This is a genomic window from Achromobacter dolens, assembly GCF_902859745.1.
Lineage (GTDB): Bacteria > Pseudomonadota > Gammaproteobacteria > Burkholderiales > Burkholderiaceae_B > Achromobacter > Achromobacter dolens.
In genome coordinates, this window is the sequence record NZ_CADIJW010000006.1 from 123,379 (window position 1) to 141,238 (window position 17,860).

A 17,860-nucleotide genomic window follows, 5' to 3' on the forward strand; every position below is an offset into this window, starting at 1 on the left:
TCCGCGGACGGCGCCCGGCAGAGGCGCCGCCATCGCCCGCGGCAGGCTCGCGGCGCGGTCCCATTCGATACGGAGACAGATTCAATGAAGCAGCATGTGTTGTCGGCCGCCCTGTTGGCGGCCAGTTCGTGCCTGCCCGCGATGGCGGCGCAGGCCGTGGCGCAACCCGTGGCGACGGCCGCCGGACAGGCCGCCGAGGCCGTCGCGGCGCCGCCGCAGGGCGCCGATGGCAAGGTCACGATCCGGCGTGACGCCTATGGCATGCCGCACGTCTATGCGGACACGGTGTACGGCATCTTCTATGGCTACGGCTACGCGGTGGCGCAGGACCGGCTGTTCCAGATGGAGATGGCGCGCCGCAGCACCCAGGGCCGGGTGGCCGAGGTGCTGGGCGCGTCGATGGTGGGGTTCGACAAGTCGATCCGCGCCAATTTCTCGCCCGAGCGCATCCAACGCCAATTGGCGGCGCTGCCGGCCTCGGACCGCCAGGTGCTGGACGGCTACGCGGCCGGCATGAACGCCTGGCTGGCGCGGGTGCGGGCCGAGCCCGGCACGTTGATGCCCAAGGAGTTCAACGACCTGGGCTTCGCGCCGGCCGACTGGACCGCCTACGACGTGGCGATGATCTTCATCGGCACCATGGCCAACCGCTTCTCGGACGCCAACAGCGAGATCGACAACCTGGCGCTGCTGACGGCGCTCAAGGACAGGCACGGCGACGCCGAGGCCATGCGCATCTTCAACCAACTGCGCTGGCTGACCGACAGCCGCGCGCCGACCACGGTGCCGCCCGAAGCGGGCAGCTACCAGCCGGCCGTGTTCCAGCCGGACGGCGCGGACAGGCTGGCCTACGCGCTGCCGCGCTACGACGGCACGCCGCCGATGCTCGAACGCGTGGTGCGCGATCCGGCCACGCGCGGCGTGGTCGATGGCGCGCCGGCGACACTGCGGGCGCAACTGGCCGAGCAGTACGCGCAATCGGGCCAGCCGGGCATCGCCGGCTTTCCCACCACCAGCAACATGTGGATCGTGGGCCGCGACCATGCCAAGGACGCCCGTTCGATCCTGCTGAACGGCCCGCAGTTCGGCTGGTGGAACCCGGCCTACACCTACGGCATCGGCCTGCACGGCGCCGGCTTCGACGTGGTCGGCAACACGCCGTTCGCCTATCCCGGCATTCTGTTCGGCCACAACGCGCATGTGGCCTGGGGCTCGACCGCCGGTTTCGGCGATGACGTCGACATCTTCGCGGAAAAGCTCGATCCGGCCGACCGCACCCGTTATTTCCACGACGGGCAATGGAAGACGCTGGAAAAACGCACCGACCTGATCCTGGTGAAGGACGCGGCGCCGGTGACGCTGGACGTGTACCGCAGCGTGCACGGCCTGATCGTCAAGTTCGACGACGCGCAGCACGTGGCCTACGCCAAGGCGCGCGCCTGGGAAGGCTTCGAATTGCAGTCGCTGATGGCCTGGACCCGCAAGACGCAGTCGGCCAACTGGGAACAATGGAAGGCGCAGGCGGCGCGCCACGCGTTGACCATCAACTGGTACTACGCCGACGACCGCGGCAACATCGGCTACGCCCATACCGGCTTCTATCCAAGGCGCCGCCCGGGCCATGACCCGCGCCTGCCGGTGCCGGGCACGGGCGAGATGGACTGGCAGGGCCTGCTGCCGTTCTCGACCAATCCGCAGGTCTACAACCCGCGCCAGGGCTTCATCGCCAACTGGAACAACCAGCCGATGCGCGGTTACCCGTCCACCGACCTGTTCGCCATCGTCTGGGGCCAGGCCGACCGCTACGCCGAGATCGAGACGCGCCTGAAGGCCATGACCACCAACGGCGGCAAGGTCAGCGCGCAGCAGATGTGGGACCTGATCCGCACCACCAGCTACGCCGACGTCAACCGCCGCCACTTCCTGCCGTTCCTGCAGCGCGCGGTGCAAGGGCTGCCGGCCGACGATCCGCGCGCGCGGCTGGTGGCGGGGCTGGCGGCGTGGGACGGCATGGCGACCAGCGAGCGCCAGCCGGGCTACTTCGACAACGCCGGTCCGGCGGTGATGGACGCCTGGCTGCGCGCCATGCTCAAGCGCACGCTGGCCGACGAGATGCCGGCCGACTTCTTCAAGTGGTACAGCGCCACCGGCTACCCGACGCCGCAGGCGCCGGCCACCGGTTCGCTCAACCTGACCGCCGGCGTCAAGGTGCTGTTCAACGCCCTGGCCGGCCCCGAGGCCGGGGTGCCGCAGCGCTATGACTTCTTCAACGGCGCGCGCGCCGACGACGTCATCCTGGCGGCGCTGGACGATGCGCTGGCGGCGTTGCGCCAGGCCTATGGGCAGGATCCGGCCGCGTGGAAGATCCCGGCGCCGCCGATGGTGTTCGCGCCCAAGAACTTCCTGGGCGTGCCGCAGGCCGACGCCAAGGCGGTGCTGAGCTACCCGGCCACGCAGAACCGCGGCACCGAGAACAACATGACGGTGTTCGACGGCAAATCGGTGCGGGCGGTGGACGTGGTGGCGCCGGGGCAGAGCGGCTTCGTCGCGCCGGACGGCACCCCGTCGCCGCACACCCGCGACCAGTTCGACCTGTACAACACCTTCGGCAGCAAGCGGGTGTGGTTCACGGCGGACGAGGTGCGGCGCAACGCTACGTCGGAAGAGACGTTGCGCTACCGGCGGTAAGGTCGCGCGCGCCCTGGTGGCTGGCAAGCCGGGCGTAGGCGCCTTGCTTGCGCAGCAGTTGGTCATGGGTGCCGGCCTCGGCCAGGGTGCCGTTGTCCAGCACCAGGATCAGGTCGGCGTCGCGGATGGTGGCCAGGCGGTGCGCGATCACCAGCGTGGTCCGGTGCCGCATCAGCACGTCCAGCGCACCGCGCACCTGCATCTCCGACAGGGTGTCCAGGTGCGAGGTGGCTTCGTCCAGGATCAGCACCGGCGCGTTCTTCAGGAAGGCGCGCGCGATCGAGATGCGCTGGCGCTGGCCGCCCGACAACTGCATGCCGCGCTCGCCGACGCGCGTGGCCAGGCCCTCGGGCAGGCTGCGCACGAAATCGCCGAGCGCGGCCTGTTCCAGCGCCCGCGCCAGTTCCTCGCGGCTGGCGTCGGGGCGCGCCAGGCGGATGTTGCCTTCGAGCGTGTCGTTGAACAGGTAGGTGTCCTGCGTCACCAGCGCGACGCGTTCGCGCAGGCCGTCCAGCCGCAGTTGGCGCACGTCCACGCCGTCGAGCTTGACCGCGCCCTGGCGCGGATCCCAGAAGCGCAGCAGCAGGCTGGCCACGGTGCTCTTGCCCGCGCCCGAGGCGCCGACCACGGCCACGGTGGCGCCGGCCGGCACGGTGAAGCTCAGGTCGCGCAGCGTGTCCTGGCTTTTGCCGGGATAGGTGAAATACACGTGGTCGAACGCCAGCGACAGGCCGTGCGGCGCCGCCGGCGGCGGCAGCGGGCCGTCGGTGACCGGCTCGGGTTCGTTGTTGACCACGTGCAGGCGGCGGGTGGCGGCGATGGTGTCGGCCAGTTGGCGGCTGACCTGCGAGATCTCCGACACCGGCAGGAAGGTCGCCAGCGCGATCAGCACCAGCAGCGGCAGCATGCTTGCCGAGAGGGCGCCGGCCGACACCTGCAGCGCGCCGACCACGGCCACCGCCAACCCGCCCAGGCCCATGGCGGTCTCGAACCAGGCGGTCTGGCGCGACAGGTCGCGCAGGATGTCCAGGCGGCGCACGCGGTACTGGTCGGCGACCCTGAGGAATTCCTCGCGGCGGCGGCCGGTGGCCTGGAAGGCGGTCAGGTCGGCCAGGCCCTGGATGGTGTCGGTGGTGTGCGCGCTCATCTCGCCCAGGGCGTGGCGGGCGCGGTCGCCCAGCGCGTCGACCTTGCGGCGGCCGCGCACCGGCGACACCAGCGCATAGGCCAGGAACGGCAGCAGCGCCAGCGCCACCGGCCAACTGTAGAACGCCAGGAAGCCCAGCACCGACAGCGGCACCAGCACCGAGACGATGGCCGGGGCGATGGTGTGGGCGTAGAAGTACTCGACCATCTCCACGTCCTGCGTCGCCAGCGCCACCAGGTCGCCCGAGCGGCGTTGCAGCAGATAGGCGGGCGCCAGCCGCTCCAGCTTGTCGTAGAGCTTGACGCGCATGTCCGCCAGCAACTGGTAGGCCATGGCGTGCGCCAGCCACGATTCGAGCCAGTGGAACAGCGCGGCCAGCGGCGCGGCGATCAGCAGGCCGATGATCAGCGCCGACGTGTCGCGGCCGTCGCGGATGGCGGCCACCACCAGCGCGCTCAGCACGCCGACGCCGATGAAGGCGGCCACGCGCGCCACGCCCAGCAGGATGGTGGCGATCAGGGTGCCGCGCCACGGTTGCACCACCGACAGCAGCGTGGCCAGCGTGGCGCGCCAGCCGACCTGTTCGGCGTCGGCGTCCAGCGGGCGCAGCGCCGGGCCCTGGCCGCCGGATTCATCGTCAGTGGCGTGCGCGGCGGGCGTGGTGTCGCACGCCGTGGCGACGAGCGGCGCGCTCGGCGCGCTCAAGGCCAGGGCCTGTTCGTGCATCAGGCGGTAGTACAGGCCATGCTGGCGCATCAGCGCATCATGCGGGCCTTGCTCGACCACGCGGCCCTGGTCCAGCACCAGGCAGCGGTCGGCGCCGATCACGCTGGCCAGGCGGTGCGCCAGGATCAGCGTGGTGCGGCCGGCCATGAGGCGGTCCAGCGCCTGCTGGATCAGCGCTTCGTTCTCGGTGTCGACCGACGACAGCGCCTCGTCCAGGATCAGGATGGGCGCGTCGCGCAGCAGGGCGCGGGCGATCGCCACGCGCTGGCGCTGGCCGCCCGACAGTTGCAGGCCGCGTTCGCCGATGCGGGTGGCGTAGCCCTGCGGCAGCGCCATGATGAAGTCGTCGATATTGGCGGCGCTGGCGGCGGCGCGCACCTGTTCGTGGCTGGCGTCGGGCCGGCCCAGGCGCAGGTTCTCGTCGATGGTGCCGTGGAACAGCGTGATGTCCTGGCTGACCAGCGCCATCTGGCCCAGCAGCGTCTGCGTGTCGAGCTGGTTGACGTCGTGGCCGCCGACGCGGATGGCGCCGGCCTGCGGCACGCATTCGCGCAGCAGCAGGCGCACGATGGTGGACTTGCCGGCGCCGCTGGGGCCGACGATGCCGACGCGTTCGCCGGCGGCCACGCGGAACGACAGGCCCTGGTGCGCCGGGCGTTGCGGCGAATACGAGAACGCCACCGCGTCGAATTCGATGGTGGGGTCGAGCCGCGCGGGGGCGGAGCCCGCCAGCACGGCGGGGGCGGCGGTCAGCGGCTGCGCGTCCATCAGCGCGTGGATGCTGGCGGCGGCCGACTGGCCCAGCATGCCCCGGTGCAGCACCGAGCGCAGGTCGCGCAGCGGGCGGAAGATCTCGGTGCCGGCCATCAGCACGATCAGCAGCGCTTCCACACTCATGTCGCCAGCGGCCACGCGCCAGGCGCCGACCGCCAGCGCCAGCGCGGCGCCCAGCGCCACGCCCAGGTCACTGATGCCGCGCGTCAGCAGGCTCACCGACAGCACCCAGAAGGTGTTGTCCGACAGGGCGCGGGCGCGCGCGGCCAGGCGCTGGCCAAAGGTCTTGCCCTGGCCGTACGACTTGAGCGTCGGCAGGCCCTGGACGGCGTCCAGGAATTCCTCGCCGAACTCGTTCAGCGAGCGCGTGCGCGCCAGGCTGGCGCGGCGGTCGAGCATGTGCACGGCCATCGGCCCGAACAGCGCGAACAGCGCCGCCACCAGGAACACCAGCGCGGTCGGCACGTCCCAGAAGGCGATGACGGCGAAGATGGCGAACGGCGCGGCCGCGGCGATGGCGACCTGCGGCAGGTATTGGCCGAAGAAGGTCTGCAGTTGCTCCACGCCGTCCACCACCGTCAGCATCACGCCGCCGGTGCGCTGGTTGGCGAACCAGGCCGGCCCCAATGCCACGATGCGGTCGTAGAGCCGCGCGCGCAGCGTCTGCTGTACCTGGGCCGAGCAGCGGTTGGCCTGCACCGTGCGCAGGTGGTCGAGCAGGGCGCGCAGCAGCACCATGGCGCCGGCGCACAGGGCCGGCGCGAGCCAGTCCTGCCAGGACGCGCCGTCGAACACCCTTGCCAGCAACTGGCCCAGGAACACATAGCGGGCGATGCCCGCCGCCAATGCCAGCAGGCCGAGGAAAATGCCGCCCGCCATGCCGGCGCGCAGCCCCGCGGTCAGTTGCCAAAGCCTCGAATCGAAATACATATCAATGCTCCCTCCAGAGCCTGCATGGTCACGCATCCGGCGCGCTGGCGATAGCGATAGTTATTCAATCATGGGTTGAGATAAACTCAACTCATGTCGACCCTGCCCACCCATATGCCGCCGCTGGCGGCGCTGCGCGCCTTCGAGGCCGTCGCCCGCCTGGGCAGCCTCAGCCGCGCCGCGGCCGAGCTCAATGTCACCAAGAGCGCCGTCAGCCACCAGTTGCGCGCGCTGGAGGCCGACCTGGGCGTGAGCCTGTTGCGCCGGGGCGGCACGGTGCGCCGCGCGGAAACCACCGAGGCCGGCGCCGCGTTGCTGGCTTCGGTACAACAGGCCTTGACCCTGCTGGAGACCGCCTGCCGCAATGCCCGGGCCAGCGCCCGCGGCAAACGGCGTTACAACCTGAACGTGTCGGCCAATCCGTCGCTGGCGGCGCTGTGGCTGGCGCCGCGTATCGGCCGCTTCATCGAATTGCACCCCGACATCGACATCCAGGTGTTCCTGCACGCCAGCCAGGACCCGGCCTGGAAGGCCCAGGACATCGACCTGGCGTTCCTGCACGTGCGCGCCCTGGGGCCGCACCTGGCCGCGCCCGGCGACATTCCGCTGATGACGGAAACCGTGGTGCCGGTGTGCAGCCCGGCGCTGGTCGCGCCTGACGAGCGCGACGATCCCGCCGTCTTCACGCGTCATCGCTGGCTCGAGGAAAAGCACATCGACAGCCCGGAGACCGACTGGCGCACCTGGCGCCCACGCCTGGGCCTGGCGGAAAGCGCCGGCCAGGATCCGCTGGTGCTGAGCGGCCTGAGCACGGTGGTGGCGGCGGCCGCGGCCGGCGTCGGGATCGCGCTGGGACGCGCGCCGCTGATCGACGAGGAACTGGCCAGCGGCCGGCTGGTGGCGCTGACGCCGGGCCTGCGCATGCCGGGCTCGTGGGGCTACGTGATGCGCATCCATGCCAATCGGCCGATGGACGCGTCGCTGCCGGCGCTGGTGGAATTCCTGGCAGAGGAAGGGCGCGGGGCCACGGTGGCGTGGCGTGACCCGGTCATCGCCGCGCGCTAGCGCGGCCGCGCCGACGCGCCGCAGCGGCGGAACCGCAAGGCATCCGAGCGCGGCTGGCTGCTGCGGTCACGCCGGGAGCGGCGCCGTCAGGCTGGCGCGGTCGGCCGGTTGTCGGCGCGCCATTGCTCGCTTTGCGGCGTGCCGGGCACGGGCGGACGCATGTCCTGGATGGTCCACAGGCCGAACGGCGTTTCATCGATATGGATTTCCCAGCGCAGCCCGCGGTCCGCGACATACGGGGCCAGCAGCCGGCCGACCGCAGCCAGGAACCGGCGCCGGGTCTCGTCCTCGTGGATCTGGCGGGCGATATGGTCGACCGAGATGCGCACGAAGTCGTCGGCGCGTTCGCCGCCGATGAAGAACGAGGACCTGGGCACGGGATGGAACACCAGCCCGACGTAGAACTTCGGCAGGTCGGTGTAGAGCGCAGTGATGCGCTCGGCGATGGCCTGCTTGTCTTCGTCGGAGAAGGCGTCCTGCGGGTGATAGATGTTCCAGAGCGGCATGGCGGGGGTTCCTTTCGGGGAAGGGGCAAAGGCCGTCCGGCAAGGGCGGCAGGGGAAAAGGGCAGTGTCGAGCAGTTGGTATAATTATTGACTTCAATTATTGAAGTTGTAAAGCAAAGGCCGTGGCAGGGACGCTTGAGCGTTGTCCGCGCGGCTGCGATACTGCGATGGCCGCGCTCCGGCGGCACGGCAAAGGGAATCCATGCGCTCCAAGAGTTTTGAAGGAATGGTCTGCTCCATCGCCACGGTGCTCGATGCCGTCGGCGACCGCTGGGCCATGCTGATCCTGCGCGATCTGGTGCTCGGCCTGCGGCGCTACGACGACCTGCGCCGCTCGACCGGCATCGCCAACGCGACGCTGGCCGACCGGCTCAGGCAGTTGGAACAGAACGGGCTGATCGAGCGCCGCCTGTACCAGAGCGGCCCCGACCGCCATGAATACCTGCCCACCGCCAAGGGCCGCGACATCGCGCTGGTGCTGCAGGCGCTGGCCCAGGTCGGCGACCAATGGCGGTCTGACGGCGGATCGCCGCTGCGCTTCATGAACGCGCAGACCGGCCGCCGCGTCGAACTGGGGCTGGTCGAGGAAGGCTCCGGCGCGCGCGTGCGCCACCAGGACCTGCGGGTGGAAGCCGGCCCCGGCGCGGACGACCTGATGCGCTGGCGGCTGTCGCGGAAGACGGAGCGCGCATGAAGCCGCGCTTTTATTCAATATTTGTCGCGCTGATGTAGAGGCCGCCGGCCCCCGCCGGCGTCACACTGCCGCCATTCTTCCCTGGGGAGCGTGGGCATGAAGCGTTATGACGTGATTGTGATCGGCGCGGGCGTGGTCGGCAGTTCGGTCGCCTTCCACCTGGCGGCCCTGGGCGCGAACAGCGTGTTGGTGCTGGACCGCGCCACCGTCGGCGCCGGCACCACGGCGCAGTCATCGGGCATCCTGCGCACCCATTATTCGGTGCGCGAAAACGTCGAGCTGGCGCGGCGCTCGTGGGGCGCCTTCACCGATTTCGCCGCCTATGTCGGCGACGAAGACGCGGCCAGCGGCCTGGTGCGCTGCGGCTACCTGATCGCGGCGGCCGACGACGACAAGCGCGCGCCGCTGGCCGAGGCGCTGGCGCAGCAGCAGGCGCAGGGCATTCCGGTGCAGCGGCTGGACGCGGCGCAGGCGCGCGATCTGCTTCCGATCGCCGATTTCCGCGACGCCGCGTTGATCGGCTTCGAGCCCGACGCCGGCTTCGCCGACGCCTATCTGGTCGCCACCAGCTTTGCCCGGGCGGCGCGCCGGCGTGGCGTCACGATCCGCGAGAACGTCGCCGTGCATGGCCTGTCGTGGCAAGGCGGGCGCGTGACCGGCGTGGCCACATCCGAGGGCGACTACGCCTGCGGCGTGGTCGTCAGCACCCAGAACATCTGGAGCGCCGAACTGGCGGCGTGGACCGGCCTGGCGCTGCCGCTGGCGCCCGAGCGCCACGCGGTGCTGGCGCTGGAATGCGCGGCGGCGCCCTATGCCTATTCCATGCCGGTCTACAAGGACCTGGCTTCGCCCGGCATGCTGTACTGCCGCAGCTATGGCGGCAGCCAGATGCTGGTCAGCGAGGGCACGGCCGGTGAAACGCTGGCGTCCGGCCAGACCGAGCAGGGCGACATCCCGCTGGATTACGTGGCGGCGGTTGGCGAGCAGGTGGCGGCGCGCTTTCCGGCGTATGCCGAGGCCGGCCTGGCATCGTCCTGGACCGGCGTGTACGACGTGACGCCGGACTGGAACCCGGTGCTGGGCCGCATCGACGGCGTGGAGGGGCTGGTGGCGGGATTCGGGTTTTCCGGCCACGGCTTCAAGCTGTCGCCCGCGGTCGGCCGGGTGCTGGCGCAGGAAGCCCTGGGACTGGCGACGGATGTGCCGCTGGCGCCCTACGCGCTGGCGCGGTTCGCGCGCGGGGCGTTGCTGACCGGCAGGTACGGCCGGGGCGCGGTGTCGTGAGCGGCGTGGCGGTCCGGACAGGTCAGCGCCGCAGGCTGCGCCACAGCGAGGCCGGCGGCAGGCCGAGCGCCGGCGCGATGTCGTGCTGCATCAGGCGCTCGACCGCCACCAGGATCACGTTGCGGGCCTCTGCCGGCAGCTTGCCTGCCTCTTGCGGCCGCGCCGCCAGATAGAAGGCGCGCGCCAGGTCGGGGTCGTCGGCGCGGGCCTTGTCCAGCCAGGGCGCCAGCGGCAGCACCCGTAGCTGGTCGATGAAATGGCGTGATTGCCAGATGCACAGCGGCGTGCTGATGGCAAAGCCCAGGCCGGCGGTGACCAGGCTGAGCAGGGGATCGGTATTGTCGAATTCGAACGTGCGTTCAATGACGATGCCGCGCGCTTCCAGCAGGCGGTCGATGGCCGCGCCGATGTGCGAGCGCGCGCTGTAGCGGATGAACTGGCTGCGGCGTCCCAGTTGCGCCAGCGACGGCGCGCCCTCCCACGGCAGGGCGCGAGGCAGCACCAGCAGATAGGGCTCGCTGAACAGCCCGAGCTTGCGGATGGCGGTTGGCTCGGCGGCGGCGCTGGTGCTGATGACCAGGTCCAGCAGGCGTTCTTCCAGTTGCTTGTCCAGTACCGGTGTGATGCCCGACCAGAGCCGGATCTGGCGCGACGTGCCGGACAGCCCGTGGATCAGGGTGGGGCCGAGCGTGCCCGCGAACGAGTCGACGCAGCCGACGCGCACGATGTTGCGGCGCGCGCGGCTCAGGTTGCGCACGCTTTCAGTCATGTCGCCGGCCTGTGCCAGCAGTCGCGACGCGTGGTCGAACAGCAGGTCGCCCGCCGGCGTGGGGCGGGCCGGGCGCGTGCTGCGGTCGAGCAGGTCGGTGGACAGCGCGGCCTCAAGCTGCTTGATGCGCTGCGATACCGCGGCCTGCGACAGGCCCAGCAACTGCGCCGCGCCCGATACCGACGCCGCCTGCACCACCGCCACCCAGGTCAGCAGCAGGCTCCACTCCGGGTAGGGGTCGGCGTCGCGGTACGGCAGGCGCTGCATCGGCGCGGTCCGGTGGCGGGTCAGCGCTTGCGCGCCAGCGTCTGCGCCAGCGCGGCGCGCACCATGCCTTCCACGACCGGGATGACCTTGGCGGCGGCGTTGGCCCGGTAGCCATAGGGGTAGGACTCGTCCATGTAGGTCGACTGGCACATTTCCAGTTGCACCGCGTGGATGTCCTCGGCCGGCGAGCCGTAGTGGCGGGTGATGTAGCCGCCCTTGAAACGGCCGTTGACGGCCGAGGTGTAGCCGCAGTCCGGCAGGCGCTCGGCGATGGCCTCGAGGATGTCGGGGGCGCAACTGGCGCCGTCCGCGGTGCCGAGGTTCAGGTCGGGCAGCTTGCCCTCGAACAGGCGCGGCAGCACGCTGGCGATGGAATGGGCTTCCCACAGCAGCACCGTGCCGTGTTCGGCGCGGATACGGTCGAGCTCTTCGCGCAGCTTGGCGTGATAGGGCTGCCAGTAGGTCTGCAGGCGGTGCGAGCGCTCGTCGTCGGTCAGGCTGGCGTCGTTCAGGTACAGCGGCTCGCCGCGGAAGGTATGGGTCGGGCACAGGCCGGTCTTGGTCTGGCCGGGGTACAGGCTTTCGTCGTCGGGCGAGCGATTCAGGTCGATCACGTACCGCGAATAGCGGGCGCCGAGCACGGACGCGCCCAGCGCGTCGGCGAACTGGTACAGCGTGTCCAGATGCCAGTCGGTGTCGCCGGACTGTTGGCCGGCGGCGGTCATGCGGGCGCGCTGGGCGTCGGGAAGCTGGCTGCCCAGGTGGGGAATGGAGATCAGCAGCGGGGCGGTGCCGCGGCTGAAGTGGTAGATGTCGCTCAAGAAAAACTCCGGGTGGCAAGGGCAAGGCACCGCGGGCTGGGCCGCGGATGGCGGGCGCCCTTGCGCCGGAGCGCTGTCCCGCGGAGACCGGACAGCACTCTAGACAGGACCACCCGCCAGAGGTTTTGCATCAGTTTAGTGGATATAGATGATCGGTATCGCTGATGCAAATGCGGGCGGCGCCGTGCGCATCCGGACGTTTGTTCCCGAAGCCCAATTGCCATGCCGGCACGCGCGGCGCTCACGCCGGCCAGGGCGCGCCGTGTTGCCAGCGCGCCACGATGCCGTCGATCAGCAACCGCACCTTGGGCGCCAGGTGGCGCCGGTGCGGATACACGGCGCAGACGGGCGCGCCCGGTGGCGCGTGGGCCTCCAGCACGGCCACCAGGCGGCCTTGCCGCAGGTCGTCGCCCACCAGGAAGGCGCCAAGCTGGACGATGCCCGCGCCTGCCAATGCGGCATCGCGCAATGCCTCGGTGTTGCCCAGCCGCAGGCGGCCGGCGACTGCGACAGCGCGTTCCTGGCCAGAGCCGGCGTAGCGCCACGGGACTGGCGCGCCCATGTGGGTGAAGGCCAGGGTCTGGTGGCGCGCCAGGTCGTCGGGCGAGGCCGGCGCGCCGTGGCGCGCCAGGTAGTCCGGGGCGGCGCAGGTGATGAGCCGGTGCGGCGCCAGCACGCGACGCACCAGCCGGCTGTCGACCTCGCCGCCGATGCGGATGGCGACGTCGATGCCGTCGCGCACCAGGTCGGTGTAGTCGTCGGTGAAGCTGATGTCGGCCTCGACCTCGGGCCATTGCCGCAAGTAGTCGGCCACCAGCGGCAGGATGTGCAACCGGCCCAGGGCCACCGGCAGGTCGATGCGCAAGCGGCCGCGCGGCGTTTCCTGGCGGCTGGCCATGGCGCCGGTGGCGTTGTCGACCTCGGCCACGATGCGCTGCGCGTGTTCGTAGAACAGCCGGCCTTCGTCGCTGAGGCTGACGCTGCGGGTACTGCGATGCAGCAGTCGTGCGCCCAGGCCCTGTTCGAGCCGCGCGATGCATTTGCCGATGGCCGAGCGCGACAGCCCCAGGCGTTCCGAGGCCAGCGTGAAGCTCTGCGCGTCGGCGACGCGGATGAAGGCGATCACATCGCCGAGGTGGTCGATGCCGGTGGGAGGGGCGGATGGCGTCATGGAACGGCTCCAGGGCGGGGCGGCGATGTCGCGGCGTATTGGCGACAATTCGTCCCTTTTGTTTCTTTGAAAGCCTACTTTATCAGCGAAATGGAAACAGTAGACTGGCCGGGCCAGCGCCGTCGGACGGCCTGGCGCGAGCGCCCGCCCGGCGTTCTTTTCCTGTTCCTGTTTGGCGAGAGGCTTTCCATGACCCGCGGTATTTCCCTGAACCCGGCCGCCGCGCGCGGCGAATCGTCCCGCGGCGCCTGGGCAGGCGTGCTGGCGGCCGGCATCGCGACGTTCTGCGTCGTCACCACGGAGATGCTGCCGGTGGGGCTGCTGGTGCCGATCGCCGCCAGCCTGGACGTGTCGGTGGGCCGCGTGGGCTGGCTGATGGTGGCGCCCGGCCTGCTGGCCGCGCTGTGCGCGCCGCTGGTGGTGGTCGGCGCGCGCGGTATCGACCGGCGCCGGATCCTGTGCGGCCTGCTGCTGTTGCTGGCCCTTGCCAACCTGGGCAGCGCGCTGGCGCCGGGCCTGGCAGGGTTCCTGGCCGCGCGCGTCCTGGTCGGCCTCTGCATTGGCGGCATCTGGGCGGTGGCCGGCGGCCTGGCGGGCCGGCTGGTTCCCGCCGGGTCCGTCGGCATGGCCACCGCGGTCATCTTCGGTGGCGTGGCGGTGGCGTCGGTGCTGGGCGTGCCGCTGGGCGCGTTGATCGGCAATCTGGCGGGCTGGCGCAGCGCCTTCGGCGCGATGGCGGCGCTGAGCGCGGCGGCGCTGCTGTTCGCCGCGCTGGCGTTGCCGCCGCTGCCGGTGGCGCAGTCGGTCACGGCGCGCCAATTGGTGGATCAACTGCGCAATCCAGGCCTGCGGCGCGGGCTGTTCATCACCCTGTTCCTGGTGGCGGGACATTTCATGGCCTACACCTTCGTGCGTCCCGTGCTGCAGACGATGGCGGGGTTCGCGGCGGACTGGATCGGCCCGCTGCTGTTCGCCTACGGCGTGGCCGGCATCGCCGGCAACTTCGTGGCGGGCGGCGCGGCGGCGCGGCATCCGCGCGCGACGCTGCTGGCGATCACGCTAGGCCTGCTGGCGACCCTGGCGCTGCTGCCCTGGCTGGGCGACCTGCGCGGCGCCGCCGCGGCCTTACTGCTGCTGTGGGGGCTGTCGTACGGCGGCGTCTCGGTCGCCTTGCAGACCTGGGTGATGCAGGCCGCGCGCGGCGCGGTCGAAGCGGCGACGTCGCTGTTCGTCGGCGTGTTCAACCTGGCCATCGCGCTGGGCGCGCTGGCGGGCGGGGCCAGCGTCGATCACTGGGGTTTGCCCGCCACGCTGCTCGCGGCCGCCGCCTGCATGCTGGCGGCGTTGGCGGCGGTGGCCGGACGCTACCGCCGGTGACCGGGACGGAAGCCGTGATCGCGCGCGCGCCATGCGGCCAGCAGCGCGATCGCGGCCAGCGCGGCGACGGTCCAGGCGAAGGAGCCGGCGCCGGCCGTGTCCAGCAGGGCGCCGCCGAGCATGCCGCCGCAGGCGATGCCGAGGTTGAAGATCGTGACCAGCATCGACTGGGCCACGTCGGAATGCTCGCCGGCGGCATCGGCGAGGGCGGTCTGCAACAGCGTCGGCGCGCCGCCGAAACTCAAGCCCCACAACGCCACGCCGGTCAACAGCACCGCCGGGTTGCCGCCGGCCAGGCCCAGCGCGCAGGCGGTCAGCGCGAACAGCGCCAGCGAAAGCAGCGTCAGCAGGCGCAGGCGCCGGTCCACCAGTATGCCGGTCAGCCACAGGCCGGCGACCGCGCTGGCGCCGAACACCAGCAGCGCCAGGTCGACCGAGGCTGGTTTGCCCAGGTGGATCAGGTACGGCGCGATGTAGGTATAGAGCACGTTGTGCGCCAGGATCCAGGTGAACAGCACAAACAGGATCGGGCGGATGCCCGGCAGCAGGAAGGTGCGCGCGATCGGTTGACGCTGGCGCGTGGCCTGGCCGGCGAAGTCGGGCACGGCCGCGCGCACCCAGAGCAGCAGCGTCAGCGACACGGCGGCCATCAGCCAGAACACGCCGCGCCAGTCCATCAGGCCGCCGAGCCAGGCGCCGGCGGGCACGCCGATGCACAGGGCCAGCGGCTGCCCCGCGCCCACCACCGCCAGGGCGCGGCCCTGTTGGCGCGAGGCCACCATGCGGCGCGCATAGCCGGCTAACAGGCCCCACAGCAGCCCGGCCGCCATGCCGCCGGTAAAGCGCGCCGCCAACGTCAGCGCGTAATGGGTCGACAGCGCCGTGACCACGTTGAACGCGGACAGGCCGGCAATCGCCAGCAACAGCAACGGTCGGCGGTTCCAGCCGCGGGTGGCGGCGATGATGGGGATCGCCGCCAGCACCGAGCCGGCCGCGAACAGGGTGACCAATTGCCCGGCCAGCGCCTCGGAGACGCCCAGGCCCTGGCCGATCTGCGGCAGCAGGCCGGCGGGCACGGTCTCGGTCATGATGGTGATGAAACCCGCCAGCGCCAGGGCCAGCAGCTTACCCAGCGGCAAACCGTCGGCGTCATCCTGGGGGCAGGCGCCGGCGGGCAGGGGTGGGGTGAAACTCATTCGGAAACTCCGGTTGCGGTTGAAATGGAACGATCGTTCCAGAAAAGACCAAAAAAAACCGGCGGCACGGAAATGCCGCGGTATGCCTAGAGCGCGCCCAGCGCCACCGAGACCACGTCGCCCAGCCATTGGCGGCGTTCGCGCGCATTGCTGCCCTTGGCCACCACGCGCAGGCCCTGGATGGTGGTGACGATGAAGCGGGCCAGCGCGCGCGGCGATTTGCCGCTGTCGATCTCGCCGTTGGCCTGGCCTTCGGCCAGGATCTTCTCCAGCGCCTTTTCCAGGCGCTGGAAGTTACGCCGCACCAGTTCGGCCACCACGTCATCCTGACCCGCCATTTCCAGCGAGGCGTTGGCCACCAGGCAGCCGCGCCGGCTGGCCTCGCGCAGTTCGTCGTCGGCGATGAAGTCGAGCAGCCGGCCGATGCGCTCGCGCGCATTGCCGGGGCGGGCGAGCAGGTCGAGGTTGGCGGCCGTCAGTTCGTGATAGCGCCGCAGCGCGGCTTCGTACAGGCCCTGCTTGCTGCCGAAGGCGTTGTAGAGACTGCCGCGTCCCAGCCCGGTGCCGTCCACCAGGTCCTGCACGGAGGTCGCGGCGTAGCCGCGCCGCCAGAACACCTGCATGGCGGCGTCGGCGACGTCGTCGGGTTCGAAATCCTTGGTACGCATGGCGTTGTTTTTGGAATGATCGTTCAAATAACGATACGGTCCGCAGCGGTGCTGCGTCAAGCAAGACCGTTCGCGCCGAAGGGGCTTTGCGCATTGGGCCGGGCTTGGCGCTTTCCCTGACCTTCCGTTTTTTCCATGCGGGTAATAACCATTGGCCGCGCCAGACAGCCGGCCTATGACCCGCTCAGCCCTGGCTTGCCGTCAGCCGCGCCGTCAGCGCCGCCATGTCATCCAGCATCCAGAACACGCGGCCGCGGTTGGTCTCGTAGGCGAAATCGCGCAGCGACTTGCTGTCCGCCAGATAGGCCGAGATATCGCCCACCACCGCGCAATGCAGGCGGTAGTTGACGAACTTCTGGATCAGCTCGCCGGCGATGCCCGTTTCCAGGCGGAAGAAATCGGGATGCACGCGCGCGGCGGGCAGCGCCAGCCATTCGGCCTCGTGTTCCCAGGCGGCGCTGATCAGGTCGTTGGTGTCCTGGCCGGTGGCCAGGGCGGGGCCGGTCGCGTCGAATTGCAGGACGCGCTTGCCGCCGATATCGACGAGCGTGGAAGAATTGATCATGGCGTGGATGGCAGTATCGGCATGTGTTGTCTTGGGGCGAACATGATATCCCTGGTGCCCACGAAGACCACCAGCCACGGTCGCCCGGGCCGAACCGCGGCCACGGTCGGGGCCTCTGCCTGCAGGCGCGGTTCAGCCCGGTATCGGCCGATCGCTGCTGCCGCGCACCACCAGCGACGGCGCCAGCCGCACGCTGCGCGGGGCGCCGCCGTCGATCTTCTGCAGCAGCAGTTCCAGCCCCAGCCGCCCCATCTCGTGCATGGGTGAATGGATGGTGGTCAGGCCGATGGGCAGGGCGCCCGCCAGCGGCGTGTCGTTGTAGCCCACCACGGCCACGTCGCGGCCGGCCTCCAGGCCATGCTCGCGCGCCGCGCCCATCACCCCCACCGCCAGGAAATCGTTGACCGCGAAGATGGCGGTGGGGCGGTCGGGACCGGCCAGCAGGCGGGCGCCGACCAGGCGGCCGGCGTCGGTATCGAACGGGCTTTCGATGCGCCATTGGGCGGGCACCTGAACCCCGTGCCGCGCGCAGGCCGCGAAAAAGCCCGCCGAGCGGTCGCGGCCCGTGCTGGTGAAGGGTTCGCCCACCATCACCGCGATGCGCCGATGGCCCATCGCCAACAGATGCTCCGCCGCCAGCCGTCCGCCTTCGAGATCATCGCAGGTCACGGCGCAATGGTCATCGGCGTGGCGGCTGACCAGCACGAACGGCACGTCGCGTTGCGCCAGGTCGGCCAGCAGCGGATTGGGCGCCGCGCCCTCGTGGCTGTGGGCGTCGCCCAGGATCAGGCCGTCCACGCGCCGCGCCAGCGCCATGTCGATCAGCTTGCGCTGCTTGTCGGGCGCGTCCTGGGTGTTGGAAACGAAGGTCAGGTAGCCGTGTTCGGCGGCGGCTTCGTCGATGCCTTCGTAGATGGTGGCCAGCACCATGTCCGACAGTCTCGGCACCAGCACGCCGATGGTGCGGCTGCGGCGCGTCTTGAGGCTGGCCGCGTGCGGATTAGTCCGATATTGCAACTCGGCGGCGAGCGCCCGGACCCGTTTGACCGTGTCGGGCGCGGCGGCGGCGCGCGCATCATCCTCGGAACCGTTGAGGACGCGGGAGACGGTCGACACGTTCAGACCGAGCTGCCGCGCCAGGCTTTGCAGCGTGACAGGGCGGGATTTGTTCATGGGGCTGGAGGATACACGCACGAATACCGTCTCAGGGTC

14 protein-coding genes are annotated in these 17,860 nt (G+C 70.6%); 5 read left to right on the plus strand and 9 right to left on the minus strand.

Features of this window, described 5'->3' with window-relative positions:
* Nucleotides 1-84: 84 nt before the first annotated feature.
* The gene (locus HV783_RS07620) at nt 85-2,688 is read left to right on the plus strand and encodes a penicillin G acylase (RefSeq protein ID WP_175188912.1); all 2,604 of its coding nucleotides are present in this window, start codon (nt 85-87) and stop codon (nt 2,686-2,688) included.
* Here HV783_RS07620 and cydC read toward each other — a convergent pair.
* Nucleotides 2,654-6,265, minus strand: coding sequence for a thiol reductant ABC exporter subunit CydC (gene cydC / locus HV783_RS07625; RefSeq protein ID WP_175188913.1), 3,612 nt, complete (start codon nt 6,263-6,265; stop codon nt 2,654-2,656). The genes HV783_RS07620 and cydC overlap by 35 nt on opposite strands.
* Nucleotides 6,266-6,358: 93 nt before the next feature.
* On the opposite strand from cydC, the gene HV783_RS07630 reads away from it, so the two are divergent.
* Complete coding sequence (locus HV783_RS07630) at nt 6,359-7,330, plus strand: LysR substrate-binding domain-containing protein (protein ID WP_064523640.1); 972 nt, start codon at nt 6,359-6,361, stop codon at nt 7,328-7,330.
* A gap of 86 nt (nt 7,331-7,416) precedes the next feature.
* Here HV783_RS07630 and HV783_RS07635 read toward each other — a convergent pair whose 3' ends face one another.
* The gene (locus HV783_RS07635) at nt 7,417-7,836 is read right to left on the minus strand and encodes a tautomerase family protein (protein WP_116793335.1); all 420 of its coding nucleotides are present in this window, start codon (nt 7,834-7,836) and stop codon (nt 7,417-7,419) included.
* A 226-nt stretch (nt 7,837-8,062) separates the two neighbouring features.
* Between HV783_RS07635 and HV783_RS07640 the strand changes: the two genes are divergently transcribed.
* The gene (locus HV783_RS07640) at nt 8,063-8,530 is read left to right on the plus strand and encodes a winged helix-turn-helix transcriptional regulator (RefSeq protein ID WP_240317411.1); all 468 of its coding nucleotides are present in this window, start codon (nt 8,063-8,065) and stop codon (nt 8,528-8,530) included.
* Between the two features lie 96 nt (nt 8,531-8,626).
* The gene (locus HV783_RS07645; RefSeq protein WP_054504082.1) at nt 8,627-9,814 is read left to right on the plus strand and encodes an NAD(P)/FAD-dependent oxidoreductase; all 1,188 of its coding nucleotides are present in this window, start codon (nt 8,627-8,629) and stop codon (nt 9,812-9,814) included.
* A 22-nt stretch (nt 9,815-9,836) separates the two neighbouring features.
* Here HV783_RS07645 and HV783_RS07650 read toward each other — a convergent pair whose 3' ends face one another.
* The 3 genes from HV783_RS07650 to HV783_RS07660 all read right to left on the minus strand — a co-directional run bounded on the left by HV783_RS07650 (nt 9,837) and on the right by HV783_RS07660 (nt 12,842).
* Nucleotides 9,837-10,850, minus strand: coding sequence for a LysR family transcriptional regulator (locus HV783_RS07650; RefSeq protein ID WP_054504083.1), 1,014 nt, complete (start codon nt 10,848-10,850; stop codon nt 9,837-9,839).
* A gap of 20 nt (nt 10,851-10,870) precedes the next feature.
* A complete protein-coding gene (gene hutG, locus HV783_RS07655; protein ID WP_054504084.1) occupies nt 10,871-11,671 on the minus strand; it encodes an N-formylglutamate deformylase in 801 nt (266 codons plus the stop codon).
* Between the two features lie 241 nt (nt 11,672-11,912).
* Nucleotides 11,913-12,842, minus strand: coding sequence for a LysR family transcriptional regulator (locus HV783_RS07660; protein WP_175188914.1), 930 nt, complete (start codon nt 12,840-12,842; stop codon nt 11,913-11,915).
* A 189-nt stretch (nt 12,843-13,031) separates the two neighbouring features.
* On the opposite strand from HV783_RS07660, the gene HV783_RS07665 reads away from it, so the two are divergent.
* A complete protein-coding gene (locus HV783_RS07665) occupies nt 13,032-14,219 on the plus strand; it encodes an MFS transporter (RefSeq protein WP_175188915.1) in 1,188 nt (395 codons plus the stop codon).
* On the opposite strand, the gene HV783_RS07670 is transcribed toward HV783_RS07665, so the two are convergent.
* The 4 genes from HV783_RS07670 to HV783_RS07685 all read right to left on the minus strand — a co-directional run bounded on the left by HV783_RS07670 (nt 14,207) and on the right by HV783_RS07685 (nt 17,821).
* Nucleotides 14,207-15,415: an MFS transporter gene (locus HV783_RS07670; RefSeq protein ID WP_175188916.1), complete on the minus strand. Its 1,209-nt coding sequence runs from the start codon at nt 15,413-15,415 to the stop codon at nt 14,207-14,209. The genes HV783_RS07665 and HV783_RS07670 overlap by 13 nt on opposite strands.
* 86 nt (nt 15,416-15,501) lie before the next feature.
* On the minus strand, nt 15,502-16,083 hold the full coding sequence (locus HV783_RS07675) for a TetR/AcrR family transcriptional regulator (RefSeq protein WP_054504168.1): 582 nt from the start codon (nt 16,081-16,083) through the stop codon (nt 15,502-15,504).
* Between the two features lie 184 nt (nt 16,084-16,267).
* A complete protein-coding gene (locus tag HV783_RS07680; protein WP_175188917.1) occupies nt 16,268-16,648 on the minus strand; it encodes a DUF4180 domain-containing protein in 381 nt (126 codons plus the stop codon).
* 132 nt (nt 16,649-16,780) lie between these two features.
* Nucleotides 16,781-17,821 carry a LacI family DNA-binding transcriptional regulator gene (locus HV783_RS07685; RefSeq protein ID WP_049074573.1) on the minus strand — a complete coding sequence of 347 codons (1,041 nt, stop codon included), beginning with the start codon at nt 17,819-17,821 and terminating at the stop codon, nt 16,781-16,783.
* Nucleotides 17,822-17,860 lie beyond the last annotated feature (39 nt).

Excerpts from the sequence above, each read along its gene's own strand:
- HV783_RS07620 (WP_175188912.1), top strand. The coding sequence starts at position 85 with ATGAAGCAGCATGTGTTGTCGGCCGCCCTGTTGGCGGCCAGTTCGTGC.
- cydC (WP_175188913.1), bottom strand. The coding sequence starts at position 6,265 with ATGTATTTCGATTCGAGGCTTTGGCAACTGACCGCGGGGCTGCGCGCC.
- HV783_RS07630 (WP_064523640.1), top strand. The coding sequence starts at position 6,359 with ATGTCGACCCTGCCCACCCATATGCCGCCGCTGGCGGCGCTGCGCGCC.
- HV783_RS07635 (WP_116793335.1), bottom strand. The coding sequence starts at position 7,836 with ATGCCGCTCTGGAACATCTATCACCCGCAGGACGCCTTCTCCGACGAA.
- HV783_RS07640 (WP_240317411.1), top strand. The coding sequence starts at position 8,063 with ATGGTCTGCTCCATCGCCACGGTGCTCGATGCCGTCGGCGACCGCTGG.
- HV783_RS07645 (WP_054504082.1), top strand. The coding sequence starts at position 8,627 with ATGAAGCGTTATGACGTGATTGTGATCGGCGCGGGCGTGGTCGGCAGT.
- HV783_RS07650 (WP_054504083.1), bottom strand. The coding sequence starts at position 10,850 with ATGCAGCGCCTGCCGTACCGCGACGCCGACCCCTACCCGGAGTGGAGC.
- HV783_RS07660 (WP_175188914.1), bottom strand. The coding sequence starts at position 12,842 with ATGACGCCATCCGCCCCTCCCACCGGCATCGACCACCTCGGCGATGTG.
- HV783_RS07665 (WP_175188915.1), top strand. The coding sequence starts at position 13,032 with ATGACCCGCGGTATTTCCCTGAACCCGGCCGCCGCGCGCGGCGAATCG.
- HV783_RS07670 (WP_175188916.1), bottom strand. The coding sequence starts at position 15,415 with ATGAGTTTCACCCCACCCCTGCCCGCCGGCGCCTGCCCCCAGGATGAC.
- HV783_RS07675 (WP_054504168.1), bottom strand. The coding sequence starts at position 16,083 with ATGCGTACCAAGGATTTCGAACCCGACGACGTCGCCGACGCCGCCATG.
- HV783_RS07680 (WP_175188917.1), bottom strand. The coding sequence starts at position 16,648 with ATGATCAATTCTTCCACGCTCGTCGATATCGGCGGCAAGCGCGTCCTG.
- HV783_RS07685 (WP_049074573.1), bottom strand. The coding sequence starts at position 17,821 with ATGAACAAATCCCGCCCTGTCACGCTGCAAAGCCTGGCGCGGCAGCTC.